14 protein-coding genes are annotated in these 16,081 nt (G+C 64.8%); 7 read left to right on the top strand and 7 right to left on the bottom strand.

The features are described from left to right. Positions 1–42: 42 nt before the first annotated feature. The 4 genes from L8G49_RS12005 to L8G49_RS11990 all read left to right on the top strand — a co-directional run bounded on the left by L8G49_RS12005 (position 43) and on the right by L8G49_RS11990 (position 3,083). A complete protein-coding gene (locus L8G49_RS12005; RefSeq protein WP_242185967.1) occupies positions 43–606 on the top strand; it encodes a L,D-transpeptidase in 564 nt (187 codons plus the stop codon). An 84-nt stretch (positions 607–690) separates the two neighbouring features. Beyond that, complete coding sequence (locus L8G49_RS12000) at positions 691–1,074, top strand: ribonuclease HI (RefSeq protein WP_242185966.1); 384 nt, start codon at positions 691–693, stop codon at positions 1,072–1,074. Positions 1,075–1,076: 2 nt separating this feature from the next. Beyond that, the gene (locus tag L8G49_RS11995) at positions 1,077–1,706 is read left to right on the top strand and encodes a glutathione S-transferase (protein WP_242185964.1); all 630 of its coding nucleotides are present in this window, start codon (positions 1,077–1,079) and stop codon (positions 1,704–1,706) included. A 72-nt stretch (positions 1,707–1,778) separates the two neighbouring features. Next, positions 1,779–3,083: an Hsp70 family protein gene (locus tag L8G49_RS11990; RefSeq protein ID WP_242185962.1), complete on the top strand. Its 1,305-nt coding sequence runs from the start codon at positions 1,779–1,781 to the stop codon at positions 3,081–3,083. 3 nt (positions 3,084–3,086) lie between these two features. Here L8G49_RS11990 and L8G49_RS11985 read toward each other — a convergent pair whose 3' ends face one another. The 6 genes from L8G49_RS11985 to L8G49_RS11960 all read right to left on the bottom strand — a co-directional run bounded on the left by L8G49_RS11985 (position 3,087) and on the right by L8G49_RS11960 (position 9,265). Further along, positions 3,087–3,677: an NAD(P)H-dependent oxidoreductase gene (locus L8G49_RS11985; protein ID WP_242185960.1), complete on the bottom strand. Its 591-nt coding sequence runs from the start codon at positions 3,675–3,677 to the stop codon at positions 3,087–3,089. 173 nt (positions 3,678–3,850) lie between these two features. Beyond that, entirely contained in the window at positions 3,851–4,660 is an 810-nt protein-coding gene (locus tag L8G49_RS11980) for a TorF family putative porin (RefSeq protein ID WP_242138921.1), read from the bottom strand. A 172-nt stretch (positions 4,661–4,832) separates the two neighbouring features. Then, on the bottom strand, positions 4,833–6,362 hold the full coding sequence (locus L8G49_RS11975) for a SulP family inorganic anion transporter (protein WP_242185957.1): 1,530 nt from the start codon (positions 6,360–6,362) through the stop codon (positions 4,833–4,835). Next, positions 6,359–7,054, bottom strand: a complete 696-nt coding sequence (locus L8G49_RS11970) for a carbonic anhydrase (RefSeq protein WP_242138919.1) — start codon at positions 7,052–7,054, stop codon at positions 6,359–6,361. The genes L8G49_RS11975 and L8G49_RS11970 overlap by 4 nt, the downstream gene beginning before the upstream one ends. A gap of 190 nt (positions 7,055–7,244) precedes the next feature. Continuing rightward, entirely contained in the window at positions 7,245–8,555 is a 1,311-nt protein-coding gene (locus L8G49_RS11965; RefSeq protein WP_242186108.1) for an ATP-binding protein, read from the bottom strand. Beyond that, complete coding sequence (locus L8G49_RS11960; protein WP_242185955.1) at positions 8,552–9,265, bottom strand: response regulator transcription factor; 714 nt, start codon at positions 9,263–9,265, stop codon at positions 8,552–8,554. Before L8G49_RS11960 ends, L8G49_RS11965 begins: the two co-directional genes overlap by 4 nt. 185 nt (positions 9,266–9,450) lie before the next feature. Between L8G49_RS11960 and L8G49_RS11955 the strand changes: the two genes are divergently transcribed. The 3 genes from L8G49_RS11955 (at position 9,451) to L8G49_RS11945 (ending at position 13,125) form a co-directional block, all read left to right on the top strand. Next, positions 9,451–9,720 carry a hypothetical protein gene (locus L8G49_RS11955; RefSeq protein WP_242138917.1) on the top strand — a complete coding sequence of 90 codons (270 nt, stop codon included), beginning with the start codon at positions 9,451–9,453 and terminating at the stop codon, positions 9,718–9,720. A 192-nt stretch (positions 9,721–9,912) separates the two neighbouring features. Then, positions 9,913–12,315 (top strand): TonB-dependent receptor, encoded by a 2,403-nt coding sequence (locus L8G49_RS11950; RefSeq protein WP_242185952.1) that lies wholly within the window; start codon positions 9,913–9,915, stop codon positions 12,313–12,315. A gap of 123 nt (positions 12,316–12,438) precedes the next feature. After that, a complete protein-coding gene (locus L8G49_RS11945) occupies positions 12,439–13,125 on the top strand; it encodes an NAD(P)H-dependent oxidoreductase (RefSeq protein WP_242185950.1) in 687 nt (228 codons plus the stop codon). A 47-nt stretch (positions 13,126–13,172) separates the two neighbouring features. Here L8G49_RS11945 and L8G49_RS11940 read toward each other — a convergent pair whose 3' ends face one another. Beyond that, positions 13,173–15,956 carry a TonB-dependent receptor gene (locus L8G49_RS11940; protein WP_242185948.1) on the bottom strand — a complete coding sequence of 928 codons (2,784 nt, stop codon included), beginning with the start codon at positions 15,954–15,956 and terminating at the stop codon, positions 13,173–13,175. Positions 15,957–16,081 lie beyond the last annotated feature (125 nt).

Genomic DNA, 16,081 nt, shown 5'->3' with positions numbered 1-16,081 from the left:
CCGGCGGCCGGACAAGCCTCCGTCGTCGGTGCTGGCCAAGCGATGGCCTCCGATGACGGCACGCCCCCCGTCCGTGCGCTCGTATCGAGGATCATGACGTCGGGCGATAATCATGCCCGACCATTCCTGATTGTCGACAAAGTCGCGGCCCGGGTTTTCGCGTTCGACGCGTCGGGCAAACTTCGGGACACGAGCCCCGCGCTGCTGGGCGCAGCGCGGGGCGACGTCCCTCCGGCGGGTATCGGCACCCGGACGCTTGCACAGATCGGGCCTGCCGACCGTATCACGCAAGCCGGTCGGTTCGAGGCGCACATGGGCCGCGACCTCCACGAGGATGTGTTGTGGATCGACTATGACAGCGGTCTATCGCTCCACCGCGTCGTCACGACCAGCCGAAGCGAACACCGCCTGACCCGTCTGGCGACCCCGACCACCGACGATAATCGCGTATCCTTCGGCTGTATCAACGTCCCGCGGATCTTCTACGAAACGGTCGTGGCGCCGCTGTTCAGGCCCGCCGATGGAACCGTCTATATCCTGCCCGAGCAGAAGTCGGTAGCAGCGACCTTCCCGACGCTTGCGGATGCGATGGACAAGGCAGGCTGACTGGTCCTCTGCTCCAGGAGTTTGTATCTGCCTGCCGCTGCGTTCGTTCCGGGCGTTGCCGAATTGGATAAATACCCCCGCCCGATGTCTGGTCGCGTAAAACTGTTCTTCGACGGCGGCTGCCGTCCCAATCCCGGCCGCATGGAAATCGCGGTTGTCGCCAAGGGAAAGGCCATGATCCAGGACGATCTCGGCGATGGATCGAGCATGGATGCCGAATGGCACGCGCTGATCGCGGCGGAGCGGTTGGCGCGCGATCTCGGGCTGGATCACGGCGGGTATGTCCTGCTCGGCGACGCAGCGGCGGTCATTGCACAGGTACGGGGGACGCAGCGCTGTCGAGGATCGGGCGATCAGCATCTATCGACCCTCATGGCACTGACGGACGGAGCCCTGCCGCCGATCCGCTACATCAAGCGGACACAGAACCTCGCCGGCATTGCGCTGGCGCGCCGGAACGATCGCTGACGATGCCCGATACGCTCTACAGCTTTCGGCGATGTCCCTATGCGATGCGCGCGCGCTTCGCTCTCGCCATCAGCGGCCAGGTGGTGGAACTCCGTGAGGTAGTGTTGCGCGACAAGCCGGATGCGATGCTTGCGATATCGCCCAAGGCGACCGTTCCCGTGCTGGCGCTGGCGACGGGTGCGATCATCGACCAGAGCCTCGACATCATGCGATGGGCGCTCGGCCGCCACGATCCCGAACGCTGGATGGAGAGCGATGATGCCACGCTGATCGCGGACTGTGACGATCGTTTCAAACATCACCTCGATCGCTACAAATATCCCGAGCGCTTCGATACCGACGCGCTTGCGCATCGATCGGCGGCTTGTACCTGGCTTGCGATGCTGGAGGATCGGTTGGCGCAAAACGGCAACCTGTGCCGTCCCATCCGCTCGATCACCGATGCTGCGATCAAGCCGTTCGTCCGTCAATTCGCAAGAGTCGACCCTCCTTGGTTCGATCGACAGCCCCTGCCACGGGTACGGGCCTGGTTGCTGGAACATGGCGAGTCCCCCTTGTTCGCTGCCGTCATGGAGCGGCACAAACCCTGGAAACCCGGCGACACTCCCATCTTCTGGCCTGCCGAACGCTGACGGCAAGGCCGGAACGGATCGCCGCGGGTACGGCTTTGCGCTCGGGCACGATGGTGTGTAGCGGCATCTCCCATGTCTGATCCGCATTCCGCATCCGCCCCCTTCACGCTCGGCCTTGATTTCGGAACCACCAACTCTGTTGCCGCGATGGCACGCGAGGGCATTTCCGAACTGCTGCCGCTCCAGTCGCCCCATGGCCCCGACGCGGCGTTCCGGTCGGCGCTGTGTTTCTGGGAAGAGGACTCGGTCGCCGGCGGCATCGCCGCCGAAGCAGGGCCGTGGGCGATCGCGGAATATCTCGAATACCCGCAAGGCAGCCGCTTCCTCCAATCGTTCAAGTCCGTTGCCGCGAACCCGAGTTTCGAACATGCGACCATCTTCGAGCGACGGTATCGCTTCGAGGATCTCGGGCAGACGTTCCTTGCCAAGATGGCCGCACGATCCGGCGGCCTGCTAGAGCGCGCGTCGCGCGTCGTCGTGGGACGCCCTGTAGAATATGCCGGATACCGCCCCGACGCCGCTCTCGCACGGCAGCGCTACGACCTAATGTTCGCCAAACTCGGGACAGACGTCCATTACGTTTACGAGCCACTGGGCGCCGCGTTCAGCTACGCCTCTCGGATCAGCGAGCCGGCAACGATCCTTGTCGCGGATTTCGGTGGAGGCACGAGCGATTTTTCGGCGGTGCGCATCGAGGCGCCCGGCGCGGCGCGGCGCTGCGTGCCGCTGGGTCACGCCGGTGTCGGGATCGCGGGCGACCGGTTCGACGCGCGGATCGTCGACCAGCTGGTCATGCCGCTGCTCGGAAAGGGCACGTCCTATCGATCCTTCGACAAGGTCCTCGAAATCCCGCGCGGCTATTTTGCCGATTTCGCCGACTGGTCGAGGCTGGCGCTGATGCGCAATCGGCGCACGATCGCCGAGCTCGAGAAGCTTCGCAAATCCGCCCTAGATCCGGCGGCGATCGGGCGGATGATCGCCGTGATCGAAGAGGAACTCGGGTTTCAGCTGCACGAGGCCGTCGGACAGGTCAAACGGGACCTGTCGGCGGCGGAGCATGCCAGCTTTCGTTTCACCGGTGGCGGCCTGTCGATCGAGGCGGACGTCACGCGCGCACAGTTCGAAAGCTGGATTGCGCCCGACATCGCGCGGATCGAGGAAGCCGTCGACCGCGTGCTGACTGTCGCGGCGATCGGCTCGAGGGAGATTGACCGGGTGTTCCTGACCGGCGGTTCGTCGTTGACGCCACGGGTCCGTCGCATGTTCACGGAGCGGTTCGGCGACGATCGCATCGCCACAGGCGGCGAGCTTACCTCGATCGCGCATGGACTGGCACTGATCGGCGAACAGGACGATCTGGCGGCGTGGTCCGCCTGACCGTCAATACGGCGGGCTACGGCGCGCCCGCTGCGCGCGGGCCGCTTCGGTCCACCAGGCGAGATCGTCGGCAAAGCGAGGAAACGCCTTCGCCGCCGCGGCCCCGCCCTCGCCCGATGGCTGGCCTTCATCGTCGAACGCCTTGCCGATTCCTCCGACCGCAAGGGGCGTCGATGTGACGATCATGCCCATTTCCGAGAGAATTCCATGCCAGGCCATCGCCCCGCGCACGCCGGCCAGACGCCCCGCCGAATAGCTCGCCACCGCCGCCGGGCGCCAATACCATTCCTCCAGGAAATGATCCGTCAGGTTCTTGAGCCCGGGCTGCACCCCCCAATTATATTCGCCTGCCACGAACACGAATGCGTCGGCGGCGCGGATCTTCCCTGCGAGCGCCTCAAGCGCAGCTGGCGCCGTCCCGGCCTCATACTCCTTGTACATCCGGTCCAGCATCGGAAGATCGATCGCCTTGGCGTCGATCAGTTCGACGTCCGCACCACGCTCCGCGAACGATTGGACGAGATAGTCCGCCAGGCGGATCCCCTGCCGATCCGATCGATAAGAGCCGTAGAAGATCAGGATCCGGTCACTCATGCGTCATTCTCTCGATATACTGCCGGGGCCGCGGCGGAAGCGCAGGGGACACACCGGCACCCCCCGCGCTTCTTGACCACCCGTCCAGCGCCCATAGCGCTTGGCGGCTGGCCACCGTTCCCGTGGATGGGAACATTACCGTGGACACCGTGCGGTGTCCTTTGGCGCTTCTGTCAGAATGCGGCGGTTACGGAGAATAGCACCTTGCCGTTGGCGATGGACTCGCCGTTCTTGGTGCGCGAGAAATTGGGCTGGAGATAGGCCGCCTCCGACCGACTGATATCGGTGTCGACATACGCTGCCCCGAGCGTCACCGGTCCGATCACATAGTCGAGCCCGAGCAGCCAGTCCCAATACTTTCCCGTCGGCGCGACGCTGGTCCCGTTAGGCCCTAGCCCGGGATTGCCGTCCGAATAGCCGATGTGCGCCTTGGCCGTGAGCTTGGTCGTCGGAACGCCGACGCTTGCGTCCCCCCACAGATAGAGGTTGTCCTCGCTTTGCCCCCGACTTTGCGGCGTATTCGAAAAGTTGCCGAGTGCCCGCTGCTTGGGCGCGTAGGCCACCCCGCCCAGCAACGTCGCCGGGCCAAGCGTGCCACTGATTTTGGCATAGGGCTCGGCGAAGTCGGTAGTGTCCGCGCCGCCGGGGTACATGTACCAGGTCACGCCGACATCGATCGTGCCGCTTCCGATCGCGCGTTTGTAGCCACCGATCAGATCGAGTTCGAGATTGGCACCGCCGAACGTACCCCAGCCCGCCAGGTTCGAGCCCCAGAAGCCACCGTAAAACCCGCTTTCATGCGTCAGCGTGGCGCCGCCCTGCAGCGCAAACGCCTCGTCGGACTGAGAGACGCCACGAAAGCGGTAATCCGACACAAGCGCCACAGTGCCGGTAACCGTGACCGGCGGTGGCGGGGCGGTATCCTGCGCAACAGCCGGTACGGCCAGCAGGCACAGGGAGACAGCGATACAATGACGAAACATGGGATACCCTTCTGATCCAAGGAAAGGTTCCCGCCTGGGGCCAAGCTGCCGACCCTCTCATCGTCATGGTGGACAATGGGGAACGGTCCGCTCGAACCCGAATCCACTACCATCCATCCGGCACGGCAGCCTTGCTGGCTTGTAACAAAGCATTGCCGCGCCGGGGATCGGGTCAGGCGATCATCGCTGCCAGGCTGGGCGAAGCGCCCGTCAGCTCGACCGGGTTCCCCCCTGCCCGACGCCGCGCCATGAACTCCTTCATCAACTCGGCGCAGGTGTGGTCGACCTTGGTCAGTCCCGAGACGTCCATCCGCACGAACCCATGGTCCGGGCCCCGCAGCGGGAGCGAGTCGAGCGTATCGGACAGTTTGGGCAGGGTGACGAACGTCGCGCTACCCGACAGGGCCATGTCGCCATTGGCGGCCGCGCCCGGCCGCACGACGTTGAGCCGGAGGCGTCGTGCATGCGGCACGAGTTCGAGCAGCGACAGCGCGATCCCGACCAATACGCCGGTCAGCAGATCTTCCGTCACGACAACGACCAGGGTCACCGCCCAGATCAGCGCCGGCAAGACCCCGTAACTGTGAAACAGATGTTTGACGTGCGCGAGGCTGACCAGACGCATGCCGGTGATGACGAGCACGGCACCGAGCGCCGCCATTGGGATCTCCCGCAGCAGCCATGGAAGGAGCGCCACGAAACCAAGGATCCAGACCCCGTGCAACATGGTCGACAACCGGGTCGTCGCGCCCGCCTGCACATTGGCAGAACTGCGCACGATCACGCCGGTCATCGGCAACGCACCCGCCACGCCGCACAACAGGTTGCCGATCCCCTGCGCGCGAAGCTCCTTGTTGTAGTTTGTCCGAACACCGCTGTGCATCCGGTCGACGGCGGCCGCCGACAGGAGGGTCTCGGCGCTGGCGATGAAGGCGATGGCGAGCGCTGCGACGATGATCGACGGATCCATCCACTTGGCAAGGAACGTCGGTCCGGGAAGCGTAATCGCGGCGACGATCGACTGCGGCACATCGACCCGGTTGATCTGCAGACCCAGGGTATAGGCGGTCAGTGTGCCGATCAGCACCCCGACGAGCGCAGCGGGAACCTGCTTGAGCGCGGCCGGACGGAAACGTTCCCACCCAAGCATCGCGAGGATCGTGAGAACGCCGATCATGAACGCATGCTCGACGTTCGACAGGTTGACCGGCGACAGGCCAAGCAGCCGTTCCGGAATGGCGACGAGGTTCTGCAATCCGCTCGGCAGCGGCTTCGCATCGAAGAGGACGTGAAACTGTCCGACGACGATCAGGACACCGATCCCAGCGAGCATCCCGTGTACGACCGCGGGCGAGATGGCGCGAAACCATCCGCCCACTTTCAGGATGCCGGCGACCAGCTGGATCAGGCCGGCGAGAATGAGGATCGGCCCGAGCGCGGACAGGCCCTTGTCCCGAACCAGTTCGAATACCACCACGGCAAGCCCCGCCGCCGGCCCGGAGACCTGCAGCGGGGAGCCGGAGAATGCACCGACGATGATGCCGCCGATGATGCCGGTGATCAGCCCCTTCTCGGGGGGAACGCCCGAAGCGACCGCGATGCCCATGCACAGCGGCATCGCGACGAGAAACACGACGATCGACGCCGTCAAGTCCCGCGAAGCAATGGCCAATGTCGGAAGCTTCAAACCGAGTGCGGTCATTCCGCCGCCTCCAGGAGAGGCTCGCCGGCCGCAAGCCGCTGCTGCGCAGCGAGCGCGACCGGCATCGGGCGATCGTCGCGAATTTCCTCGAAGCGGCCGGTAATGCCGTCCAGCGCCAGCACCACGCCATTGTGAATGTCGAAGAACCAGCCGTGTAGCGCCAGTTCACCGCGGGCAATGCCGGACGCGACCGACGGATGCGTCCGCAGGTGCGCCAGCTGCACGACGACGTTCTCGAGGGCGGCCGCACGGACCTGCTCGGTACCCGCGAGTTCCGGGTAGCCATCGCTCACCACGCTGTGTGCAGCGTGACTGTGCCTCAGCCACGCTGCCACATTGGGCATGGTACTCAGCGATGCCGGGTTCATCAGGGCCTTCATCGCGCCGCAGTCCGAGTGGCCGCAGACGATGATGTCGCGGACGCCCAAGGCCATCACGGCGAATTCGACCGTCGACGTCACACCGCCATTGGCGGTGCTGAACGGGGGCACGATGTTGCCGGCGTTCCGGCACACGAAAAGATCGCCGGGGGCGGCCTGGAGTATTTCTTCCGGCACGACCCGTGAGTCCGCGCACGACACGATCAACGCCTTGGGGCGCTGGCCGTTCGCGGCGAGGTTGGCGTACAATTTGCTCTGGTGGGGAAAGACGTTCTTCTGGAAATCGAAGATGCGACCGATGAGCTCGTTCATGGACTTTGCTCCTGCTCTTTACCGCGCTTGGGGACTGCGCGGATTTCACAGGATGAGATAGCCAGCGCCCTTTGCTGCAACGCGGCAGGTTTGTAAAAAAACGTTTCCGCCGGAATCACGATCAGTGACGGCGCTGCGCAACTGGCCTGGCGGGCTCGGCACCCTTACCGCGATGCTGCCCGGGATCGCGTTATAGGGCGCGCGGCAACCGGATCTCCGCGCGTAATCCTCCCTGCGGCCGGTTGCTCAGCAGCAGGCCCCCCTTCTCGAGCTCGACCGCGCGCAATACGATCGCCAGCCCCAGGCCAAGTCCCTGCGTGTCTCGCCGCCGGGCCGTATCGAGCCGCACGAACGGCTCGAGCACGCTCTGCAACTGCGAATCCGGGATACCGGGGCCGTCGTCCTCCACGCAGGCCGTCACCGTCCCGCTGTCCGTGGCCAGCGAAATCGTAACGTGATCGCCGTGATGAAGGCCATTCTCCACCAGATTGGAAAGAGCCCGCTTCAGACCGAGCTGTCGAAAGACATGATCGAGATGATCCGGCCCGATATAGGTCACCGCACGCCCGTGATCCGCGGCATCGTCGGCCAGCGTTGCACACAGCACGGCCAGATCGGCCAGTACGGGCTTCTCCGGATCATCCTCGCCGCCGAGAAAAGCCAGCAGCGATCCCACCATCGCGTCCATTTCCGCGACGTCGTCGAGGATCTCGTCGCGCACGGCATCCGTCTGCACGCTCTCGGCCCGCAACCGCAAGCGCGCAAGCGGCGTCCGGATATCGTGGCCGACCGCTGCGAGTGCCTGGGTGCGGTCGGCGATGAGCTGCTGAATCCGGGCCTGCATGCGATTGAAGGCTACGATCACGCGGCGTACTTCGGCCGGCCCTTCCTCCGCGAGTGGTGCCGCCTGCGCAGTACCGAAGCGGTCCGCTGCACTCGCCAGCAGCCGCATCGGACGAAGCGTCCGTCCGATCAGTCCGCCGCCCAGCGCCATCACCACGCCCGCAATGCCAAGGGCGATGAGGATGCGGTTTCGCGACTGGTCGAGGCTGTCGATCGCTTCGGCGGTCCGGAAATACAGCCAGCTACCATCCGGCAAGGCCGCCGCGCCCGCTACGAAGGAGCCTGCCAGCGCGGGTTCGAGCCGCATCCGCAACGGGGCGGATTGCAGTACGGGCTCCCACGCCAGCACTTTCGCGCGCATTTCGGAAAGCGCCGGATCGCTGGGTGGCGGAGCCTCGGTCCGCCATGCCATCGCGTAATGGGCCGTCGATACAGATCGCGCCATCGCCGATCGTTCCGCAACCGGATGCTCCGCCATGAGACGCCGGGCAATCACCAGATGCTCGGCCAGCCGTCGGCCTTCATCGTCGCGGACCGAAAACTGGCTGGCGCGTTCGTACAACACCGTGCTCATCCCGAACTCGACGAGCGTCGCGAACAGCAGGATGGCCACGACCCGTCCGATCAAGCCGAACGAAGGCCGCACGGTGGGCATCAGGAACGCTCGACGGTCGCGTTGAACATGTATCCGACGCCGCGCACCGTTACGATCGGCGGGGGCCGATCACCGACCGAGAGCTTGCGCCGCAGCCGGCTGACCAGAACGTCGACGCTGCGATCGGTGCTGTCGCCCATACGGGTCCGTGACAGTTCGATCAGCCGCTCCCGCGCGATCACCCGGCCTGCGTGGTCGAGCAGGCTGGTCAGGAGATCGAATTCGGCGCCGGTCAGGTCGACCACGGCCCCGCTGGGCGAGCGCAATTCGCGGCGCGGCAGATTGACGGTCCAACCATCGAAGCTAAGCAACCCCTGCTCGCGGTCACGCGCGTCCCGCGGCGCATCTACCCGCCGGAGCACGGCGCGAATGCGGGCTGTCAGTTCGCGCGTGCCGAACGGCTTGGCCAGATAGTCATCCGCACCAAGCTCAAGGCCGACGACGCGGTCGGTCTCACTGCCGCGCGCGCTGACGAAAATGATCGGCACGTTGCTCTGCTGGCGCAGCTTGCGGCACAGTTCGATCCCGTCGGTGCCCGGCAGCATGATGTCGAGCAGGACGAGGTCGACCGGCCCCGCCTCCATCGCCAGCCACATCTCCGGCGCCGACGCGGCAGGCCGGACGAGGTAGCCATGTTCCTGCAACGCACGAGTGGTCAGCGTGCGCAGCGCGGGGTCGTCCTCGACGAGTACGATCGTAGGCGGTGTCGTCATAAGCAGCACATCTAACCGTTCGGGGTTGGAGGGTTCCGGTACGGATACCTACCTGTTCGGTCAACGCACCTCCGGGGCAAGGCGATACCGCCGGCGCCGAGCAACGTTTCCTCACAGATCAGCGAAGGGATGGAAAAGCCACCCTCCTATCTCCGCGGAATAGAATCCCACCGGAGACGATCCCCATGTTTCGCACCGCCTTCACGATTGCGGCCGTTCCCGCGCTGATCCTGGCCTTTGCCCCGGCTGTTGCAAGCGGTGGTAAGGATCGCGTGACAAGCCTCTCGGCTACCGAACAGAATGCTTTCGCCCGGTGCCAACTTCGCCAACCTCACATGCAGACCGGCAAGGGCCTGATCTTCCAGCCGCACAATTGCCGCCAGATCGCTCGCGCCGAAATGGCCACGCTTTCGCCGAAGCAGCCCCTGGCTTCGCGCGAAGTCGGGCTCGACTGACCAACCCTCAGCGACCCAAGGAACCGCCGCCCCCTCCCCGATCCTCGGCGGTTTACAAATTGATCCTCAAGGCCCCGGGAAACCGGGGCCTTTTTTCTGCTTACTCGGCTTTCCGGCACGCGTCGGCTAGGCAGGACTATATCTCACGATATATAGCGTGTCGTCGAGCAGAGACAGATCAATGGGGACGACATGCGAACTGGGAATTGGGCCGCGCTGGCATCGGCGGCGGTTTGGGCGATCGGCTATGCGGGTGTGGCGCACGCATGCGATACCGCGGCGCCGCTCACCTCCGCCACAACCCTCCCTGACGCGCAAACAGCGGCGTCCGGCGGCAATATCGTCGTAACGGCACGGCGGCGTGCCGAAAATCTGGAACAGGTCCCGCTCGCCGTATCCGTCGTCGACGGCGGGCTGATCGACCGATCCTATACGGTCAATACGCAGCAGCTCAGCTTGCTGGTACCCAGCCTGGCTTACAGCTCGGCGAATCCGCGCAACACGGCGTTCACGATCCGCGGACTGGGCAGCAGCGTCGTCGCCGTAAGCCAGGCAAACGACGGCCTCGAACCGGGGGTCGGCTTCTACGTCGACCAGGTGTATCACGCTCGCCCGGCCACCGCCGCCTTCGATTTTTCGGATATCGAGCGGATCGAAGTTCTGCGCGGCCCCCAAGGTACGCTGTTCGGGAAAAACACCACCGCGGGCGCGATCAACGTCGTGACCCGCTTGCCGACCTTCACTCCCGAAGCCAGCGAAGAGGTGTCGGTCGGCAGCTATAATTTCGTTCAGGCGAAGGTGTCGGCATCGGGTCCGCTGGTCGGGGACACTCTCGCCTTCCGCCTTTCCGGCGTGACCACCCGTCGGGATGGCTTCATCCGCAATGCCGTCAGCGGCGCGAAGCAGAACGGCATCGGCACTCAGGCGATCCGCGGCCAGTTGCTGTTCCGCCCGACCACGGACGTTTCGCTGCGCGTGACCGCGGACTTCACCAATTTCGAGAGCGAATGCTGCACCCAGGTGTATCTGCGCGTCGGACAGAGCCTGCGCCCAGCCGCGCGGCAATATGCGGCGCTGGCGGCCGGGCTCAACTATGCGCCGCCGAGCACCAATCCCTATGACCGCGTCACCGACATCGATGCCCCCCTCGGGGTCAACACCAGCGAAGGCGGCGTGTCGGCGATCGCTGACTGGAACCTCGGGTTTGGCACGCTCACCTCGGTCAGTGCGTGGCGCTTCTGGAACTGGGATGCCGCCAACGACCGCGACTATACCGGCCTTCCGATCCAGCAAATCCAGCATATTCCGTCGCGGCAGGATCAGTTCAGCCAGGAACTGCGTCTTGCGTCCAACGGCGAACATCGGCTCGGCTACGTGGCCGGACTCTACTATTTCGACCAGAAAATCGTCGGTCGGCCGAACAGCGTCTACGGATCGCAGGCAGCCTATTGGCTGATCGGCCCGACGACCGGCACCGGCGCCAATGCCGTCGCCGTACCCGCCAATCTCCTCGACGGATATGGTACCGACGGCAGTACCCGCCTGAAGGAGGACAGCTACGCCGCCTTCGCCGAGCTCAACTACAAGATCCTGCCACGGGTCACGGCAACCGGTGGCCTGCGTTACACCTATGAGGTCAAGGACGGCAATTATGCCACCTTCGTCTTCGGCGGACTGCAAACGAATAACCCCGCGCTATTGAATGCGAAGCTCGGCGTGCTGCGCCCGCAAAGCTACGACGCGCACGACACGGAAAGCAATCTGTCGGGACGTGCCAACCTGGCATGGCAAATGACGGACCAGGTCCTGGCGTACGGCAGCTATGCCCGTGGGTTCAAGTCGGGCGGTATCAACCTTTCGGGCTTGCCGCTGAACACGCAGAACCAGGCCGTCCTGACCACTGCGGTAATCCGCCCGGAACGCAATCAAACCTATGAGATCGGGGTGAAGTCGCAACTGTTCGATCGGCGACTTACGGTGAACCTCGCGGGATACCTGACGGATGTGCGCGATTTTCAGGCAACGCTGGTCGACAGTTCTCAGACGGTCGCCCTGCGAGGGTATTTGTCGAACATCCCGAAAGTCACCGTCAAGGGGGCGGAGGCCGACGTCACGGCGCAGATCACCCGTAATCTGCAACTGCGCGGCAACGTCGCTTATGCGGATGGCCGCTACAAGGACTATCCGGCCGGGCCATGTCCGCTGGAAGTGCAGACCAATGCGACGACCGCCTGCAACCTTACCGGACGGCCGCTTGCGGGCCTGTCCAAATGGTCGGAAACGATCGGATTGAATTATGCGGTGCCGTTCAGGTCAGGCGCCGTCATCCTGCACGGTGATTCGAACTTCCGCACCAGCTATTACGGTGATCCGACGCTATCAAAATACACGCTGATCGACGGCTTCAACCAGACCAACGCCAGCCTCGGGTTCCGGGCGGCGAGCGGGTTGGAAGTCGCGGTGTTCGTGCGCAACCTCTTCGACACCAACTATATCCAGAACCTGACGATCCAGGCGGGCAATTCCGGCCTCATCCTGGGAACGCCGAGCGAGCCGCGTGTGATCGGCATCACGCTGCGCGCGCGCCAATCGTGACTGCGTAAGTCTACGGATACCGAGCCGCCAGTCAGCGGCGCAGAATGCGGCAACGTCGATTCCATGCCGGCCGATCCTCCCCGTTCGGCCGGCGTGGGGCGCATTTCCGGCAGGAGTATCACCATGGCCCACTTCACCGCTACCGCGCAGGCGCTCCGCCATGTCGTCGTGCTGGGCCATCCCGCCGCGGACAGTTTCAACCATGCGATCGCCGACCGCTATTGCTCGACCGTCCGCGCCTGTGGGCAGGAGGCCGACTTGCGCGATCTGTATGCGCTCGATTTCGATCCGCGGTTGCGCGCCGACCACCGGCCGGGGACGCTCGGCAATCACCTGTCCAACGATGTCTCGCGTGAGCTCGGCCTGTTGCGGCAGGCGGACGTCGTCGTCTTCGTCTATCCGCTTTGGTTCGGAATGCCGCCTGCGATCATCAAGGGGTATGTCGACCGCGTGCTCGGTGCTGCTTTGACCCCGGAAGCGATCGTGAAGAACATCCCGGACGCGGTGCTCGAAGGCCGGACGTTCGCGACGTTCTCAACCTCGGCGACGACGCGGGCATGGCTGGAGGAACAGGGCCAATGGATGTCGCTGCACCAGGCGTTCGATCGCTACCTGCTGTCGATTTTCGGGATGCAGGATGGCGGCCATACCCATTTCGAGGCTGTCGTCGATGACCTCAACCCGCAATATGCGCGGGAAATGCTGCAATCGGTCGAGGAGACCGCGCGCAGGCTGTGCAGCACGCTAGCCGCGGCGCGCCATTCGCTCTCGGCGAAGCGTGCCATGGGGGCAATGGTGGACGCCGAATAACGCGCTGACCCGGCGCCAGAGCACAGGGATTGTGTCGCAAAGGCGCGTTACAGGAACAGCTTGCGGATCGACAACCTTACGGTTCGCCCCAGCGGGTTCAAATACCCCGGCTGGTACGCGACGGGCGTCGTGCCGTCGGCACCGGTGACGCGTTGCCGCGAGTCGAACAGGTTGTCGACGGACACCGCCACCCGCATGCCGCGCATCCACGGGTGTGCCTTGACCAGATCGAGCCGCTGCCCGAGGTCTCCGAACAGACGGACGCCGACCGTTCCGAGATCCGAAAAACGCAACGTCTGGGGATTGCCGATCGTACCGCCGTTGACGCTCGTCGCGCTTTGCCAATTCGCCGAGAATCGAACGCCTAGCCCGTTGTTGTTGTAGCCTGCCTGCCCTTCGAGCTCGTGGCGTGGCTGGCCACCGCTCGATCCGATTGCATCGCCGTTGAGGAGGTCGAGCGCCGGGCCGCCCTGTTGGACCAGCACGCGGTCCGTAAAGTGCCACGTGTGGTAGAGCGCGAATTGCAAGCGTCCGCCGGCATTCCCCCGTCCGCCACCGCCGCCGAACCCGCGGCCACCGCCGCCGGGTCCACCGCCCCCCGGTCCACCGCCGCCCGGTCCACCCGCCGGGCCGGCACCGCCCGGGGCGCCAGCTGCACCGGGCGCGCCACCAGGTGCCCCGCTTTGTTGGGCAAGCCGGGCCAGGCCGCCCGGCAATCGCAACCCCGCAAAGGGATTGGGTCCGGTTCCGGCGCGCCACGCCGCGATCTGCTTTTGCAGCTTGGATTTGAGCGGTGCGGAAAAATTGATGCCCCAGCGCAATTCCGATCGACTGGTCTCCGCAAAGTTGATCGGTCGCGTATCGAGCCGCTGCAGCACGCCACCCGCGTCGCGGACGAAGCGATCCGGGAAGGCGGCTTCGATCGCGGCGGTCGCGGTCGGGAACGCCACGATCGGATTTTCCACGCGCGCCTGGACGTAATTTGCCGACAGCGAAAGCTGCTTGGAACTCCACGGCTTGAGGGTCGCGCCGATCTTCACGGTATGGCCGTTGCTGGCGCGCAGGTTCGGGTTGCCGCCCGAGAGCGTCGTCACCACCGCATTCTGACCAAGGACATAGTCGAACACCGCGATATTGGGCGTCGTAATCTGCGGATTGCCGAGTTGCTGCGGCGTTGGCGCGCCGTCCTGATCGGTCACCGACGCAATGATCCGCAATGGTACGACCGGGGACCAGTTCAGGCCATAACCGATGGTCTTGAGCGTTCCGAAGTCGGAAAGATGATCGACCGCGATGTTGCCGTTGACCGACAGACTGCCGATGGCCGCCAGCACGTCCTTCCCGCGGCTGGTCAGCGGGACGTCGACGTTCACCTGGCCGCTAACCGTCTTGCGCGACACCGCGCCGGTCGATGTCAGCGCGGCGCGATACGATCGGCTGCTGAAATCATTGATGTCTCCGCCAAGGTGCACGCTGGTGGTGACGTCGCCGGCGGGAAGCTTGAACAGGCTGCCGTTGAGCAGCGCGTCGACCTGTGTCTCGTTCGACACCGAATACCCGCTGCTGGACGGCAGGGGGCCGATCAGACCGGGCGAAATCGCGCCGAAGGGATTGGCGGAGGGATCGTTCGCCGTCAGGCGCGCCTGGAAGGCGCTGCTGTCGAAGCCGGTATCGGTGAAGGTCTTCGCTTCGCTATGATCGTAGGCCCCGGTTACCGACCATTGCCACGTCCCGATCACCCCGTTGAGTACCGTTCCGAAATGCGCGGCGACGGTCGACCCGTGTTGCGCCAACGGCAAATAATCCCCCGTCAGCGCGCGATCCACCTGGACCGTATTGGCAAATGGCGAAAACGGGTTGCCCGCCGGCAGGGTCAATGCGACCGTCGGCAGCCCCAGCAACGCGTCGCTGCTCGTCGTGCCGAGCGTGGCGTTGACCGTCGCGGACACTTTTCCCAACGTCCGCGCATAGGTCGCGTTGGCGTTGAACGTCTCGGTTTGCGGCAGCAGCGTTCGATAGGGCGTCACGTCGGTCGTATTGGCCCGCCCCGCGGTACCGGCAAAGGCGGCCAGCGAGGGGTTCGCACTGGGCACGCCGGCAATCGGCGCCGCGCCGAGCGCGGGATCGATCGCCGCGCCTGCAACACCCACGACATTTCCGCCGATGGCGAAGGGGGTCGGCGTCCGCTGAATGCCACGTTCATTCTCGGTCAGGGCGTTCGCTCCCTGATATTCGAGATGAAGATTAAGCCGTCCGCTCCGCGCGATCTTGAGCAGGTCGAGCTCCCCCTGTGGCGCATTCCGGCCCCCTTCGGTCGCCAGACGGTCGGCCAGTTCGACCGTCGCGGCGCGGAAGCGCCGGCGAAGGACGAAGTTCACCACCTTCTGATCCGCGCGATAGCCGTATTTCAGCGCGACTTCCTCGGGAAGAATGTCGACGCGCTGGATCGCTTCAGTCGGCAAGTCCCGAATTTCCTGGAAACCCGAGATGCGTTTGCCATCGATCAGCACCACCGGCGCGCCGCCGCTGCCCCGATCGCTGCGAATCTGCGGGCTCAGTTCGGCCAGCAATTCCGTCACCGAGCCGACCCCGTAGGAGCGGATGTCCGCAGGGCTGAGTTGCTGCTCGGGCGGAATGTCGCCTACGACGGACCCTGGCTGTTTCGCGCCCTGAACGACGATGTCCGGGCCTTCGTCGCCCCCCTCGCCTGCACCTTCGCTCGCCCCGGGCGTCGGCGTCGACGGCTTGGTCGGGGCAGATGCTTGCTGCGCCAGCGCCATGGAGGGCGCCGCGGCGAGGGCCAGCGTCAAAAGCACAGTCGATCGCGTCATCTGGTTTCCGGTCTGTTGCGGTGGCGCAAGGATTGCGGTTCGGTAACGACCACTTGTCGCAAGATTGTGCCGGTCGGTAGCGATACCGGCAGCTTTTTCTTTCATCGCGAATGACCCTGCGGGCC

The organism is Sphingomonas sp. CARO-RG-8B-R24-01, from assembly GCF_022662295.1.
In the GTDB taxonomy this organism is placed as follows: domain Bacteria; phylum Pseudomonadota; class Alphaproteobacteria; order Sphingomonadales; family Sphingomonadaceae; genus Sphingomonas.
The sequence above is the reverse complement of the archived record's forward strand: the minus strand, read 5'-3'. Positions and strand labels throughout refer to the sequence as shown.